Source organism: Achromobacter sp. JCM 18799 (assembly GCF_055395645.1).
Window position 1 is genome coordinate 2,582,232 of the sequence record NZ_AP043866.1, and the last position, 25,122, is coordinate 2,607,353.

Annotated in this window: 26 protein-coding genes; 16 read left to right on the forward strand and 10 right to left on the reverse strand. The window is 64.3% G+C overall.

Annotated features, from left to right (window positions below):
• The first annotated feature begins 248 nt into the window (after nt 1–248).
• Nucleotides 249–665: a hypothetical protein gene (locus tag ACZ5YA_RS12240; RefSeq protein WP_464092597.1), complete on the forward strand. Its 417-nt coding sequence runs from the start codon at nt 249–251 to the stop codon at nt 663–665.
• Nucleotides 666–719: 54 nt separating this feature from the next.
• Here the strand turns inward: ACZ5YA_RS12240 and ACZ5YA_RS12245 are convergent, their stop codons facing one another.
• The 3 genes from ACZ5YA_RS12245 to ACZ5YA_RS12255 form a co-directional block, all read right to left on the reverse strand.
• Nucleotides 720–1,232, reverse strand: a complete 513-nt coding sequence (locus ACZ5YA_RS12245; RefSeq protein WP_059371809.1) for a hypothetical protein — start codon at nt 1,230–1,232, stop codon at nt 720–722.
• Between the two features lie 213 nt (nt 1,233–1,445).
• The gene (locus ACZ5YA_RS12250; protein ID WP_280015185.1) at nt 1,446–2,135 is read right to left on the reverse strand and encodes a phosphoribosyltransferase; all 690 of its coding nucleotides are present in this window, start codon (nt 2,133–2,135) and stop codon (nt 1,446–1,448) included.
• Nucleotides 2,136–2,223: 88 nt separating this feature from the next.
• Nucleotides 2,224–3,324 (reverse strand): NAD(P)-dependent alcohol dehydrogenase, encoded by a 1,101-nt coding sequence (locus tag ACZ5YA_RS12255; RefSeq protein ID WP_118933818.1) that lies wholly within the window; start codon nt 3,322–3,324, stop codon nt 2,224–2,226.
• A 307-nt stretch (nt 3,325–3,631) separates the two neighbouring features.
• Between ACZ5YA_RS12255 and ACZ5YA_RS12260 the strand changes: the two genes are divergently transcribed.
• A complete protein-coding gene (locus ACZ5YA_RS12260; protein WP_059371806.1) occupies nt 3,632–3,877 on the forward strand; it encodes a hypothetical protein in 246 nt (81 codons plus the stop codon).
• A 59-nt stretch (nt 3,878–3,936) separates the two neighbouring features.
• On the opposite strand, the gene ACZ5YA_RS12265 is transcribed toward ACZ5YA_RS12260, so the two are convergent.
• The gene (locus ACZ5YA_RS12265) at nt 3,937–4,770 is read right to left on the reverse strand and encodes a universal stress protein (RefSeq protein ID WP_059371805.1); all 834 of its coding nucleotides are present in this window, start codon (nt 4,768–4,770) and stop codon (nt 3,937–3,939) included.
• A gap of 46 nt (nt 4,771–4,816) precedes the next feature.
• Nucleotides 4,817–5,242 (reverse strand): Hsp20/alpha crystallin family protein, encoded by a 426-nt coding sequence (locus ACZ5YA_RS12270; RefSeq protein WP_059371804.1) that lies wholly within the window; start codon nt 5,240–5,242, stop codon nt 4,817–4,819.
• A gap of 261 nt (nt 5,243–5,503) precedes the next feature.
• Between ACZ5YA_RS12270 and ACZ5YA_RS12275 the strand changes: the two genes are divergently transcribed.
• The 12 genes from ACZ5YA_RS12275 to ACZ5YA_RS12330 all read left to right on the forward strand — a co-directional run bounded on the left by ACZ5YA_RS12275 (nt 5,504) and on the right by ACZ5YA_RS12330 (nt 18,517).
• A complete protein-coding gene (locus ACZ5YA_RS12275; protein ID WP_166738309.1) occupies nt 5,504–5,929 on the forward strand; it encodes a universal stress protein in 426 nt (141 codons plus the stop codon).
• Nucleotides 5,930–5,940: 11 nt separating this feature from the next.
• Complete coding sequence (locus tag ACZ5YA_RS12280; protein ID WP_464092598.1) at nt 5,941–8,406, forward strand: cation-translocating P-type ATPase; 2,466 nt, start codon at nt 5,941–5,943, stop codon at nt 8,404–8,406.
• Entirely contained in the window at nt 8,379–9,227 is an 849-nt protein-coding gene (locus ACZ5YA_RS12285; RefSeq protein ID WP_251881318.1) for a L,D-transpeptidase, read from the forward strand. Before ACZ5YA_RS12280 ends, ACZ5YA_RS12285 begins: the two co-directional genes overlap by 28 nt.
• A 70-nt stretch (nt 9,228–9,297) precedes the next feature.
• A complete protein-coding gene (locus ACZ5YA_RS12290) occupies nt 9,298–9,756 on the forward strand; it encodes a universal stress protein (RefSeq protein ID WP_059371800.1) in 459 nt (152 codons plus the stop codon).
• A gap of 15 nt (nt 9,757–9,771) precedes the next feature.
• Nucleotides 9,772–12,318 carry a magnesium-translocating P-type ATPase gene (mgtA, locus tag ACZ5YA_RS12295; protein ID WP_464092599.1) on the forward strand — a complete coding sequence of 849 codons (2,547 nt, stop codon included), beginning with the start codon at nt 9,772–9,774 and terminating at the stop codon, nt 12,316–12,318.
• 132 nt (nt 12,319–12,450) lie between these two features.
• The gene (locus ACZ5YA_RS12300) at nt 12,451–12,888 is read left to right on the forward strand and encodes a CBS domain-containing protein (RefSeq protein WP_464092600.1); all 438 of its coding nucleotides are present in this window, start codon (nt 12,451–12,453) and stop codon (nt 12,886–12,888) included.
• Nucleotides 12,889–12,907: 19 nt separating this feature from the next.
• Nucleotides 12,908–13,426 (forward strand): flavodoxin family protein, encoded by a 519-nt coding sequence (locus ACZ5YA_RS12305; protein ID WP_059371798.1) that lies wholly within the window; start codon nt 12,908–12,910, stop codon nt 13,424–13,426.
• A gap of 125 nt (nt 13,427–13,551) precedes the next feature.
• Nucleotides 13,552–14,640: a PAS domain-containing sensor histidine kinase gene (locus ACZ5YA_RS12310; RefSeq protein WP_251881314.1), complete on the forward strand. Its 1,089-nt coding sequence runs from the start codon at nt 13,552–13,554 to the stop codon at nt 14,638–14,640.
• Nucleotides 14,637–15,290: a response regulator gene (locus ACZ5YA_RS12315; RefSeq protein WP_059371796.1), complete on the forward strand. Its 654-nt coding sequence runs from the start codon at nt 14,637–14,639 to the stop codon at nt 15,288–15,290. The genes ACZ5YA_RS12310 and ACZ5YA_RS12315 overlap by 4 nt, the downstream gene beginning before the upstream one ends.
• Nucleotides 15,291–15,484: 194 nt before the next feature.
• Entirely contained in the window at nt 15,485–16,219 is a 735-nt protein-coding gene (locus tag ACZ5YA_RS12320; RefSeq protein ID WP_223283457.1) for a helix-turn-helix domain-containing protein, read from the forward strand.
• A gap of 146 nt (nt 16,220–16,365) precedes the next feature.
• Nucleotides 16,366–16,779, forward strand: coding sequence for a hypothetical protein (locus ACZ5YA_RS12325; RefSeq protein ID WP_059371795.1), 414 nt, complete (start codon nt 16,366–16,368; stop codon nt 16,777–16,779).
• Nucleotides 16,772–18,517: a PHA/PHB synthase family protein gene (locus ACZ5YA_RS12330; protein ID WP_464092601.1), complete on the forward strand. Its 1,746-nt coding sequence runs from the start codon at nt 16,772–16,774 to the stop codon at nt 18,515–18,517. Before ACZ5YA_RS12325 ends, ACZ5YA_RS12330 begins: the two co-directional genes overlap by 8 nt.
• A gap of 37 nt (nt 18,518–18,554) precedes the next feature.
• Here the strand turns inward: ACZ5YA_RS12330 and ACZ5YA_RS12335 are convergent, their stop codons facing one another.
• The 4 genes from ACZ5YA_RS12335 to ACZ5YA_RS12350 all read right to left on the reverse strand — a co-directional run bounded on the left by ACZ5YA_RS12335 (nt 18,555) and on the right by ACZ5YA_RS12350 (nt 21,331).
• Nucleotides 18,555–19,169 carry a lipid-binding SYLF domain-containing protein gene (locus tag ACZ5YA_RS12335; protein WP_464092602.1) on the reverse strand — a complete coding sequence of 205 codons (615 nt, stop codon included), beginning with the start codon at nt 19,167–19,169 and terminating at the stop codon, nt 18,555–18,557.
• Between the two features lie 68 nt (nt 19,170–19,237).
• Complete coding sequence (locus ACZ5YA_RS12340; protein ID WP_464092603.1) at nt 19,238–19,672, reverse strand: hypothetical protein; 435 nt, start codon at nt 19,670–19,672, stop codon at nt 19,238–19,240.
• Nucleotides 19,669–20,652 (reverse strand): zinc-dependent alcohol dehydrogenase family protein, encoded by a 984-nt coding sequence (locus ACZ5YA_RS12345; protein WP_464092604.1) that lies wholly within the window; start codon nt 20,650–20,652, stop codon nt 19,669–19,671. Before ACZ5YA_RS12345 ends, ACZ5YA_RS12340 begins: the two co-directional genes overlap by 4 nt.
• A 31-nt stretch (nt 20,653–20,683) precedes the next feature.
• Nucleotides 20,684–21,331, reverse strand: a complete 648-nt coding sequence (locus ACZ5YA_RS12350) for a BON domain-containing protein (RefSeq protein WP_125471106.1) — start codon at nt 21,329–21,331, stop codon at nt 20,684–20,686.
• A 293-nt stretch (nt 21,332–21,624) separates the two neighbouring features.
• On the opposite strand from ACZ5YA_RS12350, the gene ACZ5YA_RS12355 reads away from it, so the two are divergent.
• Nucleotides 21,625–22,083: a universal stress protein gene (locus ACZ5YA_RS12355; protein ID WP_118933806.1), complete on the forward strand. Its 459-nt coding sequence runs from the start codon at nt 21,625–21,627 to the stop codon at nt 22,081–22,083.
• Between the two features lie 48 nt (nt 22,084–22,131).
• Entirely contained in the window at nt 22,132–23,895 is a 1,764-nt protein-coding gene (locus ACZ5YA_RS12360) for an adenosylcobalamin-dependent ribonucleoside-diphosphate reductase (RefSeq protein ID WP_464092605.1), read from the forward strand.
• Nucleotides 23,896–24,017: 122 nt separating this feature from the next.
• Here the strand turns inward: ACZ5YA_RS12360 and ACZ5YA_RS12365 are convergent, their stop codons facing one another.
• The gene (locus ACZ5YA_RS12365) at nt 24,018–25,115 is read right to left on the reverse strand and encodes an SDR family oxidoreductase (protein WP_118933804.1); all 1,098 of its coding nucleotides are present in this window, start codon (nt 25,113–25,115) and stop codon (nt 24,018–24,020) included.
• Nucleotides 25,116–25,122 lie beyond the last annotated feature (7 nt).

The following is a 25,122-nucleotide window of genomic DNA, read 5'->3' on the forward strand; positions in this document are numbered from 1 at the left end:
GCCGTCACGCGCGAATTGCGTCCACGTCCGACAGATGCCGCAGCAATCGCGGCTCCAGTATATCGCCTAGCCAAGTAGGGCCTGCATGCCCAAGGGTATGCACTTAGGCCAGCCGCCATGGCCCGCACACCTGCGTGCGCGCCGGCAAAACACGCCAGTTCACCCACAGAAGCCGGCCTTTGCGGCATCCCCATCACGCATGCGCGAATGACGCAGGGGCTTCATCAAATGATTCAGGAAGCACAGGAATGGAATGCATCTCCCAAGCAGTTGTGAAAATCTCGGAAGCGAAGGTCAATCGCCATATGGGGGAATGGCGCCGGCAGCACAGGATGGGACTGGACCGCGGCAGACGCCTGGTCATCGGCGGACTGGTCGTCAGTGAATTTGGCTACCTCCTGGCGGCTTACAGCAATGGCGAACTATCGAGCTTTGAAGATTTCCAGGCGATCGCCGACGCGGCCGATGCTCTGACGGCAGGGTGTGAAGCCGATTTCTTGAACCCGCGCGAGTATCAGAATCTCAACATCGGGCTGTCTACCGCGCAAGCCAATCTGAAGGATCTGATGATGATCATCCGGACGATCGCGCAATACGTGCAAGAGTGTCATGAGCAAGGGTGCGAGGAGCGGATTGCGCTGGGACCGCAGTTCAACGGAAAGTAGTTGGCTTCCTTGTGAAAGGCCGCGGGCAGCCATGCTGCCGGCGGCGATCCACGGTCACCGGTTCGGGGCGCCGCCGTTGAGTTGCTGCTGCATCATCTGTTCCATCATCCGCTGCTGCATACCCATGTACTGGTCCCTCATGTACTGGCGTTCCCTGATCTGTTCGGGACTCTGATTCGAGTAATTCCCCCGCATGGCGCCCCATCCCATCATTGGACCTCCCTGATGGTGGCGCCCGCCGCCATCCGCCGCGCAACACCCCATCGCGCCGCCGTTCCACATCTGACCCATCATGCCCATGGTCTGCTGCATCAATGCCTGATGCTCTCGAAGCAGCTTCTGACGCTCGGCCGGGTCGCTGGTCTTTTGGATCTGGTTCATTTGCTGCTGCATCTTCTCCAGATTTTCCCTGGCTTCGGCCGCCTTCTTGTCAAATTGTTCGATGTTCTCGGTCGATTGCGCAGCCTGCGGCGCAGCAGCGGGTTGCTCCTTCGGGGCCGCGGCGCCCGCCAAGGCGGGAAGCAATGAGGCAAACAATGCGTATAAGGCCAGCTCGCGCATCTTCATGATCGGTCTCCATGTGGTTGGTATCCCCAACGGCTTCGGCGCTGAAAGGATGATCAGAGCCAGCGTATATCGGTCTGTATGATGAACATTGACAATCGTCAAAATACTGGCCGAACCTGTCGGCGACGCGCCGCGGCACGTGCGTCGCCGATCTTCTCGAGCAAGCATCGCTTGTCGTTTCCATGGTCTGTCTGCCTTGGACCCGAACGGGCATCAGCCGCGATGCGGCGCAGAAACCGCGGTCCATGCGGAAAGCGGGTGGCTACGCTCCGCTTCCCGCAGCAGACGTATGACCTCTTCATCCCCGGTCTGCTCGAAGTCCTCGTACCATTGCCCCACGCCATAGAACGGAACCGGCGTGCCGATGCAGATCATTTCATCCGCCTCGTCCGCAAGCTGCTGTCGGGTCTCGGCAGCGGCGACCGGCACCGCGACCACGATTCTTGCCGGTCCCGCCTTGCGTATGGACCGCAGGGCCACGCGCATGGTCGAGCCGGTCGCAAGGCCGTCATCGACCAGTATGGCGATCTTGCCCTGCAACTGCGGCGGCGGCCTCCCCGCGCGATACAAAGCTTCACGGCGCTCGATTTCCTTGCGCTCGCGCAGAACGATAGGTTCTATCGCGCCCGGCGAGATGCCGTAAGCCTCGATGGCCTCGGATTGAAACAGAGTCTGATCGCCGCTTATCGCGCCGATCGCATACTCGGGATACCCGGGCATTCCGATCTTGCGCACCATCACGACATCAAGCGGCGCGTCCAGCGCCGCGGCGACCTGGAACCCCACCGGCACGCCGCCCCGTGGCAACGCCAGCACGATCACGTCTGGACGGCCTGCGTACCGCATCAGCAGGCGCGCCAGCAACACGCCGGCCTCCCGCCGGTTCTTGAAGGAAATATTCATCAGAGCACCTACGCCGCAGACTGCTGCATTCCGGGCCGGCATGCCGTTATCCCGCGGCGTCCGTACCCGGGCCGGGAACGAAGAGCATTCAAGAAGGCTGGATGGCGACCTTCAACACGTTATCGCGCTGGTTTGCGAAGAGATCGTAGGCGTCCGCAATCTGGTCGAGGGTATAGCGGTGCGTGACCATTTTTGCGAGGTCCAGGCGGCCTGATTCCAGAACGCTCATGAGGCGGCGCATACGCTCCTTTCCGCCGGGGCAGAGCGCGGTGTTGATCCTGTGGTCGCCCAGTCCAGCCGCGAACGCGGACACCGGAATCTTCAGGTCGCTGGAATAAACGCCCAGGCTGGACAGCGTTCCTCCCGGCTTCAATACGCGCAAGGCGGATTCAAAGGTGCTCTGCTGTCCCAACGCTTCAATGGCGGAATCCACCCCTTTGCCGCCCGTCAGCCGCAAGATTTCCTCCACGACGTCGCAGTCATGGAAGTTCAGGACGATGTCCGCGCCCCACGAGCGCGAGATTTCCAGGCGCTGCGCATTGCCGTCCACGCCGATGACAGTGGTCGCCCCCAGCAGCCGGGCGCCTGCGGCCGCGCAAAGTCCTATCGGGCCTTGCGCGAACACGGCCACCGTGTCGCCTATGCGGATGTTGGCGTTCTCGGCGCCTTTGAATCCGGTGGACATGATGTCCGGGCACATCAGCACCTGCTCGTCGCTCAAGCTGTCCGGCACCGGCGCCAGGTTGGCCTGCGCGTCGGGAACCAGCAGGTACTCGGCCTGGGCGCCATCGATCATGTTGCCGAACCGCCATCCCGCGGTGGCGCGGTATCCGTGGCATCCGCACATGCCGCTGGCCACCAGATAGCTGCCGTCCTGGGAAGGGGCGCCGTCCTGGGCGGCGTATGAATTGAAGTTTGGACAGATTGCGCCGGCGATCACGCGCTGGCCCTCGGCGTAGCCCGTCACGGCGCTTCCCAGTTTCTCGATGACGCCTACCGGTTCGTGGCCGATGGTCAGGCCGGGCTTTACGGGATACTCGCCCTTGACGATATGGATATCGGTGCCGCAAATGGTCGTGGTCGTGATCTTCAGCAGCGCGTCGTTCGGACCGACGTCTGGAATGCGCTTTTCCCGTATCTCGATGTGATCTTTCCCGGCAAACACGACTGCTTTCATCATGGAGGTCATGGCTTATCTCCTACTCTGAAACGACGATGGTTCAATTTTCGGCGCGCGCGAGGGTACGCCCCTGTCGCCATCGGACCGCGAGACGTGCTTTCAGCTTAAAAGACGGAACCGGGGGAAACTTGACCGAGGTCAATTTTCCCGCGCATGGGGCATGTATCTTGACGCTGTGCCACTGGCCATGGCCCCTGCAGGGCGGCACTCATATCCCCGCCCCGTCATTGGCGGCCTGCAGCACTCACGGCAACGCGATCCTGGCCTTCCCATCATCGCCTCTGCCAGGAAGCCCCACTCGTTCCAAGGAGAACCCGTGATCACGCCAACCCGCTCCCGAAACGCCATCGCCGTCATCGCCGTTGCCGCGGACGGAACCACCTACAGAATCGAACGGCGCAGTCAGCTGCGGCCGCAGGAAGCGCCTGCGAACACGTTCTTTTACTGCTGCCTGCCCGACGGGCAATTGGTCGACCAGATCGGATCCGGAACCTACCAGCTTCCCGACGGAACGATCGTCAGAACGCGCCGGCGCCGCGATCTCCAGGAGAACGGAATCTAGCCCGGCGCCGCTCGCTTCCTGGCCGCGGCCGGGGAGCGCATATGCGTTCCCCGCAAGCCTCAGTGGGAGAACAGGACCGGAACCGTCATGGCGGCGAGCAGCGAACGCGTGGCGCCACCCATCACCCATTGGCGCATGCGGCTGTGTCCATACGCGCCCATGACGATCAGATCCGCGTTGAAATCGGCGGCTGTGCTCAGGATGACGTCACCCACGTCTACCTCGTTCGTGCTGCGGGATTGGTGTTCCGGCAAAGGAAAGCCATGGCAGGCGCAGTACGCCGCCAGGTCTTCGAACGGCACTTGCGCGCCCCCGCTGGCATCCAGGTCGTCCGTCGTCAGAACGGCCAGGGCGTTCGCATTGCGCAGAAGCGGAGCCGCGTCGGCGATCGCACGAGCGGCCTCCCGGCTACGGTTCCAGCAATACAGCACCCGGGCGCCCGCCCCATTGAACTTGCCGGCCGAGGGCAACACGATGACGGGCCGCCCCGCGGACATCAAGACCTGCTCCACGAAGTAATTGCCGACAGCCGCGTCCACGTCGTTTCGATTCTCCTGACTGATGACCAGGACATCGGAACAGCGGGCATGGGTGACGACACATTCCGCAGGCGCGTCCTCGCCCTGCCGCCATGAAGCCGCCACGCCGCTCTCGCGTGCGGCCTGACTGAACGTCAGCTCGACAGCCGTGCGCCCTTTCTCGTTTATCTGCTTGGCCATGTCCATGGAACGGACCCACAGGCCTGCCTCATCGTAGAAATAGCCGGGCGAGATGTAGCTGGCAAATATCCCGGTCAGATGAGCGTCATTGGCGCGGGCGAGTTGCAGGGAGAATTCGACCCGGCGAGAACAATCGAATCCATGGTCTAGATGAACGGCAATTCGGCGATACATGATTACCTCTACGGAAAGCGAAAGGACTTGCCGGGCGAAATGCGCTTCATTCGATCTGCAGCGTCTTGTTCCGGCTTCCAGCCGCCTTGGGCAGGGTCAGGATCAGCACGCCGTTCTCGCAGACCGCCTTGGCCGCCGCCTGGTCTATGGGGCTGGCCAGCGATACCGAGCGTTGGATCCGCCCCCAGAAGCGCTCCTGGCGGACGACGTTCCCCGCCTCTTTCGTTTCGCTGCTCTTTTCCTTGTTGGCCGAGATCATCACGGTGTTTCCATCGATCTCCACCGAAATGTCCTTCTTGTCTATCCCGGGAACCTCCGCCTTCAGGACATACTTGTCGCCCGCCTCGGTGACGTCGATATCCATCCGTGGAGTCTGTTCATCCAGGTTCTGTCGAATCGGCCGCAGGAACGCCTGGAATACGTCCGACAACGGTTCACTCATGAATGGGCTGTATTGCGTCAATCGCGACATGGTTATCTCCTTTCCATGATGATGAGAGGCGGGCTCAGGTACACCCGCCTTTCCATGTTGCTCCAGCGTGCGGCGCCCAAGTTGACCTTTGTCATCCAGAAAACGGGGACAAGAGTTCCGCCCATGCGCAAGCCTCGCCGGCTGCGTTGAAGCAATCGGGCGACAACTTGACCGGCGTCAATTTCAACTGCGGGATGCGCGCGATGATGGCAATAAATGCGGGGCCATGCGGCCCGGGCATCAACTTCTATCGGAGGCGCCGTGAAAAACGTACTTATTCCCGTGGATGGATCGGGCAACTCCCTGCGCGCCGTGCGCTATATGGTCGACCATGTGCGCGAACACGGCCCTTGCTCCATACACCTGCTGAACGTGCAAATGCCCATTGTTTCGGGAACGGTATTGGCCTTTTTTGAGCCGGAGGCGATCCAGGAGTACTACGACGACGAATCGAAGATGGCCCTGGCGGAGTCGGAGGTCCTGCTGGACCGGTCAGGAATCCTCTATCAAAGGGCGACACGGATCGGCAACGTCGCCGAGTCCATCAAGGCCTATGCCACCGAGCAGGGATGCGACCATATCGTCATGGGTTCGCGCGGACTGGGCGCGGCCGGCAGCCTGTTGCTGGGTTCGACCACCTTGAAGGTGCTGCACACGGTTCACATCCCGGTGGTGCTGGTCAACTAGGCCAATGAGCCATGGCCCCGCCGGATCATCAGCGCACGCTGATCTCGATCAGCCTGGACCTGATCAAGGATCCAATGTTCGCCCTGCTGCTTGCGGGGGGAGGGCTTTATGCGATTCTGGGAGCCTGGCATGAAGCCGCCTTGTTGCTCCTCTTCGTGCTGGTCATTTTCGCGCTGACGGTCGGGCAGTCCCTGCGTACGGCACACGCATTGGAAGCGTTGGGACGCCTGGCGGCGCCTCGCGCCCTTGCGCTGCGCAACGGCAAGCGGTACTGGGTCGCATCGGCGGAACTTGCACGCGGCGACTCTGTGCTGCTGGCGGAAGGGAACCGCGTCCCGGCGGATGGTCAGCTCATCGACGGCGAAGGCCTGCTGGTCGACGAGTCCGCACTCACCGGAGAATTCCAGCCGGTATTCAAGCGCATACAGGCCACACCCGGAAGCGGCGCCGAAATGCTCTGCGGGGCGTTGGTGCTGTCGGGAACGGGCGTCATGCGCGTGGATGCCGTCGGGGACGACACCAGACTGGGAGCGTTGGGTCAGGCCATGCGGCAGCTGACGCCCGAACGCGCGCCCCTGGAATCGCAGACCCGCCATTTCATCCTGCGGTTCATGTGGGTGGGCTTCATCCTTTCCCTGGCCACGTGGGCCTTGTATGTCCACATGCGGGGAGGATGGTTCGAAGGGTTGTTGGCAGGCATCGCGCTGGCGATGAGCCTGCTCCCGCAGGATTTCCCGGTCATCGTGACGGTCTTCTCCGCGATGGAAGCCAAGCGCATAGCGGGCGACGGCGTACTCGTCCGGAAGCTGAGCGTGGTCGAAACCCTGGGCAAGACGACTGTGTTGTGCGCCGACAAGACGGGCACCATGACAACGACCACGATGGCCGTGCGCCAGCTGCATGTCGGATCCACGAGCCTGGACACATCCGATCTCGTGGGCGCAACCGGCGCCAATCCAGCGCCCGAGGTCTGGAATCTGGCTGAAACGCTGGCGTTGGCGAGCGTGCCCGATTCCGGGGACGCAATGGAGGACGCCTTCCGCAGCTTCGCTTCGGAACTTGCCGTCCGTCCGCCCGCGCCAAGCTCCCTCAAGCTGACAAAGGCCTATCCGTTCTCTTCCGCGCGACTGGCAGTCGTCCACGCCTGGACGGCCGCGCCGGAGAACTTTATCCGGATTGCGTGCAAAGGCGCGCCGGAAGCGGTGTTCAAGCTTTGCCGGCTGACGCCGGACCGCCAGGCGGAACTGGAGGCCGAGGTCCGGCGCATGGCCGGGGAAGGCCTGCGGGTCCTGGCGGCAGCCAGCGCACGCTGGCCGGATTCGCCGCTACCCGATAATCCGGAAGATATACCTCTGCAGTTTGCCGGTCTGGTCGGGCTGGAAAACCCGCTGAAGGAAGGCGTGAGCCGTTCGGTCGCCGCTTGCGATGACGCGGGCGTGCGCGTGCTCATGCTGACGGGCGACCACCCGGCGACCGCCAGGGCCATCGCCCGCCAGGCAGGCATACCGGCCGATCTCGTGGCCGAAGGCGATGTCCTGGAGCGGGAAAGCGACGAACGCCTGTCCGAACTGGTCAAGCGCGTATGCGTTTACGCGCGTGTGAAGCCTGAGCAAAAGTTGCGCCTGGTCCAGCTTCTGAAACAGCAGGGGGCCATCGTCGCAATGACCGGCGACGGCGTCAACGACGCGCCCGCCCTGCGCGCGGCGCATGTCGGCATCGCCATGGGCGGGCGCGGCACCGATGTCGCGCGGGAGGCCGCAGACCTGATCCTTACCCGCGATGATTTCTCCGACATCTTGAACGCGATCCGGCAAAGCCGGCGATTGTTCGACAACCTGTCCAAGGCGATCGTCTATATCGTCGCGGCGCATGTCCCGATAGCGGGACTGGTGATTCTGCCCCTGCTGTTCGGCTGGCCGGAACTGCTGCGCCCAGCCCACGTGGCATTCCTGGAGATAGTGATCGGTCCCCTGTGCGGGTTGGCGTTCGAATCGGTCGCGGGAGAGCCGGACCTCATGCGCCGCCCTCCTCTGCCCGTGGCGAAGCCGCTCTTTTCATTGAGGACGTTCCTGCTCGGCTTTGCCCAAGGGCTGGCGCTGCTGGCAGCGGTGGGGATGCTCTATGGCGGGCTGCAACAAATGCAATCGCCTGCGGATAGCGCCCGAGCCACCGCCTTCTGCGCCCTGGTGCTGGGCAATCTGGCCTTGATGATCAACAACCGCGCGCCCCACCGGCACCATACTGGCATGTGGGACGGAGCGACCCGACTGGCGATAGCGTCAACGCTGGCCCTGCTTGTGTTGACTTTGGAATGGCCAGCCCTGCGCCGTCTGTTCGAATTCGGCCCGCTGGACGTCAGAGGCTGGGCCGCCGCCTGGCTCGTGGCGGTAACGGTGTGGCTGGTCGCCCGGGGACTACGCCCGCTGGGCCAGCCGCTAAGGACGCAAAAATGGCTGCACTGCAAGACCGCACGATGATTCCCGGCGCATCCGGACTTGCCGCCCGCGCGGTACGCACCGCCGCGGCCACGCTCCTGTGCGCGGCCGCGACATCCCAGGTGTCGGCCCAGCCCACGCCCGAGGACGTGGCCCGCGCCTTTCGCCTGGAAGTCATGCCCGCGCTCCAGGTGTCCGCCGGCGACCAGGCGCGCTATGGCGGCCTGGCGCTGCAGGCCCTGGCCGATGCCGGCGTCGGTCTGCTTGGCTCGCAGTATGTCCTGCTGGTCGACAGGAACGCCAGGGTCCAGGCCGTGCTGCTCTATTGGCTGCCCGCCGCCGGTCCGCCCGTCTATGTGGGCGCCTCCTCCGTCTCGACCGGAAAAGTCGGCCAGTTCGACCATTTCGAGACGCCCACCGGCGTGTTCGCGCACTCCTTGGCGAACCCCGACTTCCGCGCCCTGGGCACGAAGAACGCGAACGGGATACTGGGCTACGGCGCGAAAGGCATGCGGATCTATGATTTCGGCTGGCAGCAGGCAAACCGGGGATGGGGCAATAGCGGCGCCAGCACGATGCGCCTGCAAATGCACGCGACGGACCCGGTCCTGCTCGAACCCAAGCTGGGAACGCCGCAGTCCAAAGGCTGCATCCGCATACCGGCCACCCTCAACCGCCTGCTGGACAGCTATGGCCTGCTGGACGCCGACTATGAGCTTGCGGCGGACCTGATCTCTCGTCCCTGGGTACTGCTGCGCGACAGAACCCCGGTCCCTGGCGCCGGGCGCTACCTGATCATCGTGGACACCAAACGCGAGGACCGGCCGGACTGGTCCGCCCCTGGGCGCGCTGTCGCAAAGTGACTTGACTCCGGTCAAGATCCGCCGCTTCCAAAGGCCGATACTTTGCGCATCCCCTCTTCCGGAGACAGTCATGTATCAACGCATATTGGTACCCATCGATGGCAGCGCCACCTCGGACCTGGGTCTGAACGAAGCGATACGCCTGGCCCAGCTCACTCATGGCAGCCTGCGCCTGATTCATGTAATCGATGAGCTGTCGTTCGCCCTGGCTGTGGACTCCTATGGCTACTATGCCGGCGAGTTGCTGGATCTGCTCCGGAAAAGCGGCGCCGAGATCCTTGAAAAAGGCATGGCTGCGGTCCGGGAGCAAGGCATCATCGTGGAAGGCGTGCTCTATGAAAACCTGGACAAGACCGTGCAGCAACGCGTGATCGCGGAGGCGGAAAGCTGGAAGGCCGATCTGATCGTCATCGGCACGCACGGCCGCCGGGGCGTGCGCCGCATGGTTCTGGGCAGCAGCGCGGAAGGAATCCTGCGGGGAGCCCCCGTGCCCGTCCTGCTGGTGCGAGCCCCCGCCGGCACCGCGTGACCGCGCGGAGGTCCGATGGATGAACGGCCTGACGTCTATCCCTGGTGGAACGAGGACGAGCAGGCGCTCTACGCGCGCCTGGGCTGCACCAGCCAAGGCCTCGACTCCCAGGAGGCATCCCGCCGGCAGGCATTGGCGGCGCCCAAGCCGCGGCTTGCCCGCCTGCGGGAGGGCGCCGTATTTCTTCTGCGCCGATTCGCAAGCCCGCTGGTTCTCATCCTCCTGATCGCCGGCGCCGTCTCGGCGTCCCTGGGAGAACTCGGCAACGCCCTGATAATCGCGGGCATCGTGCTGGTGAGCGTCACGCTCGACGCCTACCAGGAAAGGCGCAGCGCCCAGGCCGAGTTGAAGCTCCAGCAATCCGTCGCGCAAAAGGCCACCGTGCTGCGGGACGGCCGCAGCATTCGCATCCCCGCCACGGCAGTGGTTCCGGGCGATCTGCTCGCGCTCGAGGCCGGGGACATCATCGCAGCGGATGCCTGGCTGGTTTCCAGCCGCCATCTGCAGGTCAATCAGGCCTTGCTGACCGGCGAGTCCTTCCCCGTGGAGAAAAGCGCCGCCGCCACCGATATCGGGACGGATCAGGCGATCGATGCGCCGCGCGCTGTCCTGGCCGGCACGGCCATCCACAGCGGCAGCGCGACAGCCATCGCGGTGCTCACCGGCGCGCAAAGCGAACTGGGCAGGATCGGCGCCGACATCTCCAGGCGCGCAAAGCCGACGACGTTCGACCTGGACATACAGCGCTTCGGCTACCTGATCCTGCGCCTGACGGTGTTCCTGGTCCTGTTCGTCCTGCTGATCAACGCTCTGTTCCATCGGCCATGGCTGGAGTCCTTTCTTTTCGCCATCGCCCTGGCCGTGGGACTGACGCCGGAACTGCTGCCCATGGTGGTGTCGGTGACCCTGGCCAGAGGGGCGATCAGACTGGCGCGCAAGCACGTCATCGTCAAGCAGCTTCCGGTCATCCAGAACCTGGGCACCATGGATGTGTTCTGCACGGACAAGACCGGGACGCTCACCGAAGCGCGGATACGCCTGGACCGGACCGTGGATGTGGAGGGCAGGCCCAGCGCAAGCGCGGCTGCCCTGTTGCAGGTGAACAGCCGTTACCTGGCGGGCGCCAAGAACGCCCTGGACGAGGCGGTGCTGTCCGCCAGCGGCGCGCCCCTGGACGCTTGGACCCTGCTGGCCCAGCTGCCGTTCGACTTTGACCGGCGCTGGGCGGGAACGCTGGTGCAAGGGCCGCCCGGCGTCCGTCTGATCGTCAAGGGCGCTCCGCAGGACGTGCTGCGCCTTTGCTCGGCCTATGCGCCCGGCGGCGACGCCGCGCCCGCTCCCTTGACCGAGGCCGTCCGGCAAACGGCCGGACAGACCCTGCACGACATGGAAAGCAATGGATTCCGCGTGCTCGCGATCGCGTCAAAAGCGATGCCGGCCGCCGGGACCTCGGTGGACAACGACGATGCCTCGGACATGGTGCTGCACGGCTACGCCGCGTTCGCGGATCCGCCGAAACGCGGCGCCGCGTCCGCGCTGAAGGCGCTGCGCGCGCGCGGCGTGCAGGTCAAGGTCATTTCGGGCGACAGCGAACTCGTGACCCGCCATGTCTGCGCGCAACTGCAGCTGCCCGTCGAGGGCGTCCTGACCGGGACGGAACTTGCCGCCATGGACACGGCGACCCTGCGCGGCCTGGTAGAGAAGACCACGCTCTTCTGCCGCATGACGCCGGCGCAGAAGGAGCGCGTGGTGCTGGCCTGCAAGCAGCTCGGCCACACGGTCGGCTACATGGGCGATGGAATCAATGACGCCCCGGCCCTGCACGCCGCGGACGTCGGGATATCCGTGGAGTCGGCGACGGACGTGGCGCGGGAAGCGGCCCGCGTCATCCTGCTCAGGCGCAGCCTGGGAGTGGTGCATGACGGCGTCATGGAGGGCCGCCGCACCTACATGAACGTGTTCAAGTACATCATGATGGGTACCAGCTCAAACTTCGGAAATATGTTCAGCATGGCCGGCGCGGCGCTGTTCCTGCCCTTTCTTCCCATGCTTCCGGTGCAGATCCTGCTGAACAATATGCTGTACGACCTGTCGGAATTGCCCATTCCCCTGGACAACGTGGACGCGGAGGACATCTCCTCCCCGCGCCGCCTGGATATCGGCCTGATCCGCCAGTTCATGTTCGTCATCGGGCCGGTAAGTTCCGCTTTCGACTTCATCACCTTCTATCTGCTGCTGCATGTGCTCAAGGCCACGGAAGCCGAGTTCCAGACCTGCTGGTTCGTGGAATCGCTTTGCACGCAGGTGCTGGTCATCTTTGTCATCCGGACCCGGCACAACCCGCTGCGCAGCCGGCCGCAGGGCGCGCTGGCGGCAGCCTGCTTCCTGGTCGTGGCCGCGGCGCTGTGGCTGCCACTGGGGCCGCTGGCCGGCTTCTTTTCCTTCGTATCCCCTCCGCCGCTCTTCTACCTCATGCTCGCCCCCCTGGTCGTCTGCTACCTGGCCGCCGTCCATGAGATCAAGCGTCGGTTCTTTCTTGCGCGGTTCGCGCGCCGGGAATAGCGCCGCGACGCAGCGCATGCTTGATCAATGTCAAGGAGCGCCGGCTCGGCAGGCTCAATATGGAAACGTCGGACTCGACCTACGAGTTGCGCCTTTGACGTCCTGGAGAGCAACATGCGCGCGCGGAATCTTATGACCCCAGACCCCTATTGCGTCACGGCGAGAACGCCGGTTTCCCAGATCATGCGCGCGATGCTGGACAAGAACATCAGCGCGGTGATGGTGCTGGGCGACGATGGAAAATTGATCGGGCTGGTCAGCGAAGGCGACCTGGTCAGGCGCCAGGACAGCACGCATCAGAAAAAGGTGGACCACTGGCTGGCCCTGCTCGCCGAAGGCGAGGCCTTGAACCTGGAGTTCCTGCACAGCCTGCAACTGGGCGAGCAGACGGCCGCCTCTGTCATGAGCAGCCCGGTCATCACGGTGGAAGAAGACACGGAACTGGCCCAGATCGCCGACCTGATCCTCAAGCGCGGCATCAAACGCGTCCCGGTTACCCGCAACGGCAAGCTGGTCGGCGTGGTCAGCCGCAGGGACATCCTGCGCGCGCTGCTGGACCAGGAAGGCTGAGCACCCGAAGGGAGGCATCATGGAGCGCATCGGAATCTTCTTTTATTCGCGCACCGGCACCGCCCGCGCGACGGCCGAGCGCCTGGCCTCCCTGAGCGGTTGGCCGGCCTATGAGATCCGCGATGCCGTCCCCAGATTCGGCCTGAGCGGCGACTGGCGCTGCATCGTCGACAGCCTGCTCAAACGCTGCCCGGACGTGCGCTATGAAGGCCCGGCCCTGGATAGCTTCGACCACGTCATCCTGATTGCGCCGGTCTGGCTGCGGTCGCTGGCGGCGCCCATGCGGGCCTTCCTGAAAATGCAGGGACGCTTGATCAAGGCCTACTCCGTCATCTGCGTCATGTCCGGATTCGGCGGCTTTCGCGCCGTGGACGACATTGCCACCCTGGTCGGGTCCAAGCCGCGCTCGATCCTGCTCCTGAAACAATACGACGTGCTGGCCGAAGAGTGCGACGCGTCCCTTTGCCGCTTCCGGGAGCAAATCCGGGCGGCGGCGCCGGCGGCATGGGACGACCCGGTATTGCCCGCCGTCGATTGATCGCTCCCCTTTTACAAGGGCTAGTGCGTTCGTATTACCTCGCTCTCACCAGTAGCGCGGCGCGGGAATGTGTGCTGCAATAATTTTCTATCCGCCTCAGGGCTGGCTCCTCGCACGTTCCCGCAATGAAGCACACGTTCAGCGCGCCGCCACTGCTCGACATCATCCAATCCGCTACCGAGCCGATTATCACGATAGACGAGCGCCAGCGCATCGTGATGTTCAACCCGGCCGCCGAGCGCGTCTTCCTTTGCCTTGCGGACGACACCATAGGGGCGAACCTCGACACCCTGATTCCCGTGCGGTTTCGCACCGCCCATGCCCGGCACGTCGACCGATTCAAGCTCACTGGAATTTCCGAACGCCAGATGGGTCTGGGCGGACCGCTATGGGGCCTGCGGTCCAACGGCGAAGAATTCCCCATGGAAGCCTCCATTTCCCAGACCAGGACGGAGGCAGGCGTATTCCTCTCCATCTTCCTGCGGGACATCACCGAGCGCCAGCGCGTCGATCAGGCGCTGCGCGCGTCCCGCGACGAACTGACCCGTCTTTCGAACGCCTTGCTGCATGTGCGCGAGCAGGAGAAAAAGCACATTGCCCGGGAGTTGCACGACGATCTCGGACAGACCCTGACCGCGCTGACCATGGAACTGTCCCAGCTGGAAGCCGGCTTCGCCCCCGACGACAACGACATGCGCGCCCGCGTGCGCGCCATGCGGCGCCTGATCAAGAAAACCTTCGCTTCGTTGCGGCGCATCGCTTCCGACCTGCGCCCGGTCATGCTGGACGATCTGGGGCTTGCCGCCGCGGTCGAATGGCTGGTGGCGAATTTCGTTTCCCGATACGGTATCGACGTGGAAGCGCAAATCGACATCGGGCCGGCCGAGCCCGGCAAGCCTGTAGCCACCACGCTGTTTCGCGTGGTCCAGGAGGCGCTGACCAATATCGCCAAGCATGCCCAGGCCACCAAGGTGCAACTGCGGCTGCGCTGCACGGAATCGACGTGCGAGCTGACCGTCCAGGACAACGGCGTGGGCGCCGCCCCGGAAAGCCTGGCCAAGAAACTGCCCTTGTCGCTGGGACTGCAAGGCATACGCGAACGGGTCCGGCTGCTCAACGGCGAGGTCACGATACACACGCGGAAAAAAGGGGGCTTCCGCCTGCATGCGCAGATGCCCGCGCAACCCCCGGAATCCAGCTGGGAGGCCGCGTGATCACCGTCATTCTGGCCGATGACCACACGCTGCTGCGCGCGGGGCTACGACGCCTGCTGGAACATGCCGGCGACATCTCGGTGGAAGGCGAGGCCGGCAACGGATCAGAAGCCTTGAAGCTGATGGCCCAGCGCCCGTGGGACCTGCTGGTGCTGGACATGTCCATGCCCGGCCGTGACGGCGTGGACCTGATCCGCCAGATCCGGCATGAGTACCCGAAAATCCCGATACTGGTGCTGACCATGCATGGGGAACAGCAGTACGCCGTGCGCGCGATCAAGGCGGGAGCAGCGGGATATCTGACCAAGGACAGCGCCGCCGAGGAGCTGGTGGAAGCGGTGCGCAAGGTTGCGGGCGGAGGCCGGTACCTGAGCCAGTCCCTGGCCGAGAGCATCGCTTTCGAACGGCACGGCGATACAGGCGCCCTGCCCCACCTGTTGCTGTCCGACCGTGAACTGTCGGTATTCCGGCATCTGGCCTCGGGCCTGAACAACTCGGACATCGCCCGGCTGCTGTTCCTGAGCGTCAAGACCATCAGCACCTATAAATGCCGCATCCTGGTCAAGATGCAGCTGCGCAACCAGGCCGACCTGGTGCGCTATGCAATCCGGCACCGGTTGATCGACGACAAGGACAGCCCGGACGCCTGAACCCCCGCTGGGGCGCGGCAGTCAACCCAGGTAGGAATATTCCTACAGCCGTAGGTAAACACCACGCCAATCTGGCGGGATGCGCCGATAGCGCGAAGCGCCACGGCCACGCATACTGGGTCCGTACATCCGCGGGGCATGCGCCCGCCTGCCCCACGCGGATTTCCGGCAGTCCGACTCAGTGAGGCGCCATCATGGATACCCTCTCGCCGTTTTCCGCAACCCGATTGCCATTACGCGCCGAGGTGATGGGCGATTGCGAAGTCTGCCCTCTCGCCCGTATCTGCCACGCCGGCACAGACGCAGGCCTGGCGCCTGCGGCCACGCCCCACGCCCGCCGGCTGGTCCATCAGGGCGAGGCCATCTATCGCGCAGGCGACCCTTTGCAGAATCTGTACCGGCTGCGCTCCGGGTCGGTGAAAATCCGGGCCACCAATCCGTCCGGCCTGGAACAGATCACCGCCTTTCCCGTCGCTGGCGCCGTGCTGGGACTGGACGCGATCGAGACCGGTACGCACACCAGCGATGCGATCGCCCTGGAGGATTCCCTCGTCTGCATCCTGCCCTTCTGCGAACTGATGGGAAACTGCCGGCAGGACTTCATCGCCGCCCAGCAGTTCAACCGGCTGATCTCCCATGACATCAATGAAGGCCGCGAGCTGCTCATGGCCCTGGGGTGCATGACCACCGAGGAACGCGTCGCGCACTTCCTGATAGGCATATCCGAGAGAATGGTGGCAAACGGGTACTCGCCCCGCGAGTTCATTCTGAAGATGACACGCCAGGACATCGCCAATCATCTGGGCATGAAGGTGGAAACGGTGTGCCGGGTCTTCGCGCGCATGCAGGATGCAGCCCTGGTCAGCGTGCGTAGAAGGCAACTGGAAATCCGCAACATCGAAGCGCTCCGCAAGATCAGTTGCGGATGAGCGCAGGCGGACGCGCCGCAACCCCGTAAAGTTGGCCGCGAATTGAGTTTCGTCAAGCCGGTCCGGGCAGGAGATCCTATTCTGAACAGGTCGCGCCCGGCGGACGCCGTTGCGGCGCTCCCTCTACCCTCGCGGAGGAACTCGTCATGCAACCGGATTACGAGCCCTATGTGGCACTGTACAAGTATGGCCTGAATACTGCGCTGGCCATGGCCGAGAACTATTTCGACAGCGCCCGGCAGCTACGCGCCCTGCAGCTGAAGACCGACAAGGAAATGCTCGCCTTCGCGCAGCAGGCGCACGCCGAAATGGAATCCATGTCCACGGTAGCCGCAATTTGTTCCTATCAGCAGAAGCTGGCCGCCGATCTGCTGGGGCGTGAACTGGACTACCTGCGCGAGATCGAGAAGATCGCCCGCGCGGCGTCCGCCTCTGCGTCCGCCACCTTGAGGGACAGCAAGAATCCGTGGCAGGAGCGGGTCTCGGAGGTCGCGTTCGACGTCGGCCAGTTTCTCGCCAACGGCAACGCGATGAGTTCCGCCGGCGGCAAGAATGCGTAGCGTCAGGAATTGGCAAACTGAAGAAGGTCCGTTCCAGGCGCTGAACCATTGGAAAGAAGCGCTGATCGCGCAGGCTACGGGCGGAGGCTCGCCGGCCGCGTTCACGCTCGCGCTCGCCGATTGGTGGATGCACCTTTGCACCGCGCCCGGCAAGCAGCTCGAACTGGGGTTGAAATGCGGCACTGAAGCCGCGGCGCTGTGCCGGCACGCCGCCCTGCCCTGGACCGGCGTGAACCGAAGCGCTTCCACGCCCGCGGCCGACAGCGCGCAAGCGCCGCCGGCCTGGCAGCGCGAACCCTTCAGCCTGTGGTTGCACGCGTTCCAATCGGCGCGGCTATGGTGGATGGACGCCACCAGGGATGTACCCGGCGTCGCCGCCCACCACGCGGATCTGGTGTCGTTTTGCGCGGCCCAGTGGTGCGATATGTTCTCGCCAGCCAACTTCGCGTGGTCCAATCCCGTCGTGCTGGAACGCTCCCTGGCCGAAGGCGGCCGCAACCTGATTGCCGGCCAGATGAACTTTCTTGCCGATCTGCAGCGCAGGCTGAGCCACGCCCCCGAGGAGGGGACGGAGCGCTTTCAGGTGGGCAAGGACGTGGCGGTCACGCCCGGCGCGGTCGTCTTCAGGAATCATCTCATCGAATTGATCCAGTACGAGCCGTCGACCGCCACGGCGCACCCCGAGCCGATACTCATCACCCCTGCGTGGATCATGAAGTACTACGTGCTGGACCTGTCGCCGGGAAACTCCCTGATCCGGCATCTGGTCGCGCAGGGTTACACGGTGTTCTGCATCTCCTGGCGCAATGTGGATTCGCGGGACCGGAACCTGTCCCTGGACGATTACCTCCACATGGGCTTCATGGCCGCGCTGAACGCCGTCTGCCGCATCGTGCCAGGCCGCCGCGTGCACGCCGTGGGCTACTGCCTGGGCGGTACCCTGCTGTGCATCGCCGCCGCCGCGATGGCGGGAAAAAAGGACGACCGCCTGGCCACGCTCACGCTTCTGGCGGCGCAAACCGACTTCACCGAACCGGGCGGACTGGGACTGTACATCGATGCCAGCGAGGTGTACTTGCTGGAAAGCCTGATGTGGGCGCAGGGCTACCTTTCAGCCGGCCAGATGTCCGCCGCGTTCCAGGCGCTGCGGCCCGTCAGCGATACGGCCGCGCGCGCCGTGCGCAGGTATCTGCTGGGCGAGCATACGGCGCCCAATGACCTGATGGCATGGAACGCGGACTCCACCCGCATGCCTTACCGCATGCATGCCGAGTATCTGCGCAAGCTCTTCCTGAACAACGAGCTGGCGGAGGGCCGCTACCAGGTCGACGGCCGCATCATCGCCCTGCGCAACATCCGCGTGCCCATCTACGCCCTGGGCACCGAAAACGACCGGATCGCGCCGTGGCAGTCCATCTACAAGATCCACTACCAGACCGACGCCGACATCCGCTTCGTTCTCGCCAGCGGCGGGCATAACGCAGGCGTCGTCAGCGAGCCCGGGCATCCCGGGCGCTGGCACCGCGTAAGGGAAGGCGAAATGGACAGGCTGCGCCTCGGCCCGGACGAATGGGCGGCCGCCAGCACCCTGCGCCCCGGATCTTGGTGGCCCGATTGGCATGCCTGGCTCGATGCCCACTCCGGTCCCGCGCAGCCGGGCCTGCGGCCCCTGGGCGAGCCCGGGGCCATCGGCGCCTCCTTGACGCCTGCCCCGGGGCGCTTCGTGCTTCAGAATTGACCAGCAGGGTTGCCGCGGCGGCGCACGATCAAGATCTTCAGGGCGCGGCGTCGCAAGCCCCGTTCTCCTGCGCGCACATGAAGACAGGCACCTTGATGAAAAGAATGCCTTTCAGCGCGAGCCCCCGCACCAGCCCGGCGTCCGACAGGATAAAACCCGCAATCGGCTCGATGACCAGATTGCGTCCCGCCATGGCGGTCTCGTCCAGGACCTGGATGGTTCCGCTCGCGCCCTCCACCCATCCGGGGGCAGCCTGGAACGCCCGCAACGCCTCGTAAGTGGAGAAAAACAGGATCAGCGCCTTTCCGTCCAGCCCAAGCACCGAACCCGGGGGGCTGGCCATGGCGTTGTAATAGCTGCGCCCTCCCACCGCGTCGATCAGCACGCCACGGCCATAGGCCATTCCCAGGATGCCGCCATCCGCATGCAGTGCAGGCACGACCAGCACGCCAAAGGAACGCGCAACCAGCGCCTGCGCTTTGCGCGATTGAAGATAGAGACGCGATAGCGCCGCCTCCGCCTCCTGGTCCACCCGCTTGAGTACGGCGGGAGACACCGACGAGAGCGAATCCGCCGGCTGTCCAAAGGCGATTTCAACAGGCACGATGGCCAGGAGGAGTTGAAGCCATATGGCAAGGACGCGGGTCTTCATGAGTCCTCCAGGGTTGCGGCGCATTCCGGCTCGCGGCTGCGCGGTTCATCACGACGCCCGCCGGCGTTTCAGCGTGCGCCCTTGTGGTCCTTCTGGCCGGTATTCTTGTGCCGCCCCAACAACTCGGCCGTTTCGGCCTTCTGCCGCTGTTGCTCGGCGTTTTCCTTGGCATCCGAACGCGCCTTTTCCTGTTTGGCGGGCGGGGTTTTGGCAGGCTGTTGCATGTTGGTCTCCTGGACATCGGGGCGCGCCGACTGGGCGGCACATTGATAAAGGCGTAGATGAAAACTGCGGACATCGCCGCTAGGCATCCCCCGCCGGCAGGCCGCGGGCATGTATCCCATCTTGAGCCTTCCACCGGCGTTCTTGTTGACCAAAATCACAAACTCGATGCCGACGCGGCGGCGACCGGCCGGACCGCGCAGGGTACGGAGCGGGTCGGATCGGCACGCCGCTGAACAGGCGGCAGCTCGCCCAGCGTGACGGGCGTCGAGGCCTTTCAAGGAATCAAGACTGCCGTTGCTTGGATACGACCCATGCGGACATCGTCCAACGCCGCGTTCGCCTCTTCAAGAGGATATATGCGCACGTCGCACTGCACGTCGGAGGCGATGGCAACATCCATGAACTCCCGCCCGTCGGCACGGGTCAGGTTGGCCACGGATACAAGCTGGCGCTCCTCCCATAGCAGTCGGTACGGAAAGGACGGAATATCCGACATATGAATGCCGCCGCACACTACGCAACCTCCCTTGCGTACCGCTTTCAGCGCCGCAGGGACGAGATCCCCCACTGGCGCGAAGATGATGGCGGCATCCAGTTGCTCCGGCGGGTCACTCATGCTGTCTCCCGCCCATACGGCGCCGAGCGCGCTGGCCTGCTGTTGGGCAGGAAAATCCCCTGCCCGCGTAAAGGCGTAGACGTGCCGGCGCTGCCAGGCGCAGACTTTCGCCACTATCTGGCCCGCGGACCCGAATCCATAGATGCCAAGCCTCTGCGCTGGCCCCGCTGCCCGCAACGCTCGCCAGCCGATCAGCCCCGCGCACATCCAAGGTGCCATTGAGGCCGCACTCCGGTCCCGAGGCACCGGAAATATGTATCGTGCGTCTGCGATCAGGTGCGAGGCAAAGCCGCCAGCCCGCGTATAGCCGGTGAATTCCGCGAAATCGCAAAGGTTTTCTCGCCCCGACAGGCAATAGCCGCATTGGCCGCAAGTCTTCCCCAGCCACGCCGCGCCTACGCACCGCCCCACCACGCCCGGGTCGACGCCTGCGCCTGCCTGCTCTATGACGCCTATCACCTCGTGCCCGGGCGTGACCGGATAGCGCAGGCCCGGCAGCTCGCCATCCACCACGTGCAGATCGGTGCGGCAGACGGCGCACGCCTCGACCCTCAGTCTCACCTCGCCGCCGCCCGGCTCGGGCGTGGCGCCGTGCTCCAGGGTCAGAGGCTCGCCCGCGGCCCGTTGCACCATGCTTTTCATGGCGGGCGCCCTGGTCGGCCGCGGCGTCGGCCTAGCCGACCGCCAGCTTGTCCTGCACTTCGACCACACCGGGCACCGCCCAGGCCGCCCGCTCCGCGGCGCCACGTTCGACCCAGCTATTGACCCGGCCGCTCAGTACGACCTTATGGTCATGCACGCTGACTTCCACGCGGTTGGCCTCGACCAGCGCACTGTTCAGCAGCGCTTCCTCGATCTTCCGCTTGACGTCGCCCGCGTGCACGGAGGGCGTCACTTCGATCAGGTTCGATATGCCAGTCACGCCTGAAAGCTTGTGGACCGCGTGCGCCGCCGCTTCGCGTTGATAGAACCACTCGACGGAGCCATTCAACGTCACCCAGCCCTTGTGCACGGACACCTGGACCTTGCCATCGGGAATCGTCGAATCCCAGGCAATGATGCTGAGCGCCCGCGAGGCGATCTGGTCGTCCGCAAGCTGCTTGTCCGCAGCCATCCGCACCTCGATCTCCTGAGCGATTCCGCGGACTCCCTTGACGCGTTGAACCGTTTCCTCGGCGGCCAGTTTCTGCGCGAAAGTGCTGACATGCCCCGTCAACGTCACTACGCCGTTCTCCGCCACCACGCCTATGTGCAGATTATTGACGCTGGGCTCGAATTCCAGCGCCCTCTGCACCCTGTCCCGCAGTTCCGCATCGATCATGATGCTCTCCTGAATGCTCGCGGTTGAACCAAGTCCAGCCCAATTCGGAATCGCCGAGCCCGGTTGCGGCCATATGATGATTCCCCATTCTTGGCCTGGGCCTCCCGGACATATTGATCCATGCCCGCGGGCTCTCGTTGATTTTTGTCATGCAAATATGGGGGCAAAACCGCGGCGGCTGCCCGTCCCGGGTCAAGACGCCTCGCCTCGCGCCATTCTTGACAACGGTCAATATTCCGGACGCGCACCCTCCGATACTGAGTATCCGTTCCCCCACTACGCGGAGCTCCAGCATGTATCAGAAAATTCTTGTGCCCATAGACGGCAGTCCGACGTCCGAGCTGGGCCTGAAGGAAGCCATACGAATCGCGCGCGCCACGGGCGCCAGCCTACGCTTGATTCATGTCATCGATGAACTCTCGTTCGCCTTTACGGCCGACGCGTACAGCTATCGCGCGGGCGAGCTGTTGGACCTGGTCCGAAAGAACGGCGCAAAGGTGCTCGAAGCGGCGCTGGAGAAAGCCAAGGCAGCGGAGGTGGAAGCAGACACGGTGCTATATGAAAACCTCGACAGGACCGTTAAGCAAAGGGTGCTGGACGAAGCCTTGGCGTGGAAGGCGGACTTGATCGTCATCGGCACGCATGGACGCCGGGGACCGAGCCGTCTGGTGCTGGGAAGCAGCGCCGAGGGCATCATGCGCGGCGCCGCCGTACCTGTGCTGCTGGTGCGCGCCCCCGAAGGCGGCGCGTAGGTCCCAGGGGCTCCTGTGCGCTTGCCGCAGGAAATCTGTGCGCGAGTGATGGCCGACCGTTATGCCGGGCCGGACGAGGTCTCGGCGCGGCAGATCTACCGGCGGGTGGCTCGCGCATTGTCCAAGGCCGAGCCTGCGGAGCAGCGCGCCGCCATCGCGCAAGCCTTTCTGCGGAACATGACGCTGGGCGCGATCGGCGCCGGCCGCATCATGGCCAACGCCGGCCGGGACATCCACGCGACCATGGTCAACTGTTTTGTGCAACCGGTCGGCGTCGGCGCACCCGGCCTGTCCTTCGAGGCCGGTCTGGATGAGGCCTGCAAGACACTCGCCATGGGCGGCGGAGTCGGCTATGACTTTTCGGCGTTGCCGCCAGCATCGGCCGATCCAAAGGCCCGGGACTCCATGCCCGGCGTCTGCGCCGCGATCGACAGGTACGACGCGGCCTGCGCTGGCCTGACGTTTCAAGGCAGCAGGCGGGGCGCGCAAATGGCGGTGCTGGCCTGCAATCACCCCGATATTTTCGAATTCGTGCGCGCCAAGCATGGCCGCACACGATGGTCGACATTCAATATTTCGGTCGCGGTGACCGATGCGTTCATGACCGCCGTCCAGCAAGACGAGGCATGGCCCTTGCTGCACCCTGCGCTACCCGATGCGCGCAGCATTTCCTTGGGTGCAGCCAAGCTGGCCTGCGGGCTATGGCGGTATGGCCAGGTACCCGCCCGCACGCTCTGGCGCGCCATCGCCGGTCAGGCCGTGCACAGTTCGGAGCCCGGCATCCTGTACATCGACACCATCAACCGCGCCAACAATCTGCGTGCAGTCGAAACCCTACGGGCCACCAACCCCTGTGGTGAACAGCCTCTGCCGGACTATGGCGGCTGCGTGCTGGGTCCGATCAATCTCACCCGCCTGGTCAGGCATCCGTTCGGCCTGGGCGGGCAGCCGACGGTCGACCTGAAACGATTGGGTCAGATGGTTCGGACACAGGTACGCATGCTGGACAATGTGATTGATTTGACCGAATGGCCGCTTCCCGCTCAGGCGGCGCAAGCGCATTCCAAGCGTCGGATTGGGATAGGAGTGACCGGCCTGGCGGATATGCTCGCCATGATGAAACTGCGTTACGACGGCGAACCCGGACGATCGGCAGCGAGAGCCGTCGCACGCTGTATTCGTGACCATGCCTACGCGGCATCTGCCGCGCTGGCCGCGCAGCGAGGGCCATTTCCCCTGTATCGCCCCAACGATTACCTGGCCGCGGACGCGATCGGCAGCGCACTCCCTGTGGCGGTCCGGCAAGCGATTGCCGCGCATGGCTTGCGCAACAGCCACCTGGTTTCATTCGCACCTGCCGGCAGCGTCAGCCTTGCCTTCGCGGATGGCTGCTCCAGCGGCATCGAACCCGCCTTCGACTGGGCATATCGGCGGCGCCTTCAATTGCGAGACGACAACACAGCGGAAATGGTCGTGGAGAACCATGCATGGCGGCTTTGGAAACACTCCCAGCCTCCCGGCTCGCCAATTCCCGAGTACTTCCGAAAAAGCGCGGATATCGCGCCGGCAGACCACCTGCTCATGTTGGCGGGCATGCAACCATTCGTAGATGCCGCCATCTCAAAGACTGTCCCAGTACCCGGCAATTATCGTACGGAGGACGCGCAAGAATTGTTCATGCTGGCTTGGAGAATGGGGTTGAAGGGCCTGACAGTGTTCCGGCCAGATGCGCATTTGGCCGCGGTAATGACCTCCTCGGTCAACGTATCAGCATCTGAATGTCCAACGCGTAGTCCCGATACCTGCGGCTAGCGCAGTCACATGGCTCCGTAGACCACGGTCTCGGTCAAGCTCGAACCGTGCGCTGGCGGTATTGATCGGCGCATGCAACAGGAGGGCGCGCGCGCCCTCCCCCGCGCAACCCGCCCTTTTCGCTACGCTCCCGCCAGGGAGGATGGAATGATCTTGCGCTCCATCAGCACCCCCAGCCAGTGCTTCACGCATGCCTCGGTGTCATAGGTCTGCGTGAAGCCCGCCTGCTTGATCTTGACCGTACTGACAAATGCGGGCGCGGGCGGGGTCTTCAGGCCATAGCCGAAACGGGCGTCGGCCGAGTAATGGGATTCGCCAAGGATCTGCGCCATGCTCAGGGGCCGCAAGCCATGCTGCTTGACGATCTCGTCCCACAGGGTTGCCCGGCTGGGCAGGTATTCGGCCAGGCGGACAGGCTGGTCCGGGCCGGCTTCGACACCCAGGAACTCCGCCAGGGACGGCCACAGGTCGTGCCAGCTGAACACTTCGCCGTTGGTAAGGTTGTAGTGCTCGTTCCAGGACGTCGGATGCTCCGCCGCCCAGACGCCCGCATCGCCGATCAGACGCGCATCCACGGCTTCACGCGGATAGGAAATGTGGCCGGGATAGCAGAACGGCTTTCCTTCGGCGCGGCACACCGCCGCGTAGACGCCGATGACCGGCACGGTATTCATCGCCACGCCCACATTGGGGCCCAGCACGATGGTGGGTCGGAAGATCGTCCAGCCAAAGCCGCTCTGTGCGGCCTTTTCCCGGATGTAGTCTTCCTGGAACCAGTATGAGTTCGGATGATCGTCGCGAGGCTGGCGTTCACGCGCCGGCGTGCGGATGGGATGCAGGTGCACGCCATAGGCCTTGGTGCCCTGCAGCACGCTGACATGCCGCAGCGTGCCGCTGGCGGCCAGCGGCTCGATGACGTTCCTGATCATGCTCAGGTTGGTGGCCATCTGCTCCGGGTCCCGCCAGCCGGCGATGAGGCCAGGCTTCTCATAGACGGCCGCATAGAACACGTGCGTGGCTTCTGGCATGTCCCCAAAGGCGCGACGGCACGCCTGCGCGTCCTGCAGATCGACCGGCAGATGGGTGTACGGCCGTTGGCTGATGATCTCCGGACGCCGGCGGGAAACCGCGACGACGTCCCAGCCCGCGTTCAGGAATGAATCGACGGCAGCGGAGCCGACCAGCCCGCTGGCGCCAGTAACGATAACGGTGCGTGACATGATTCCG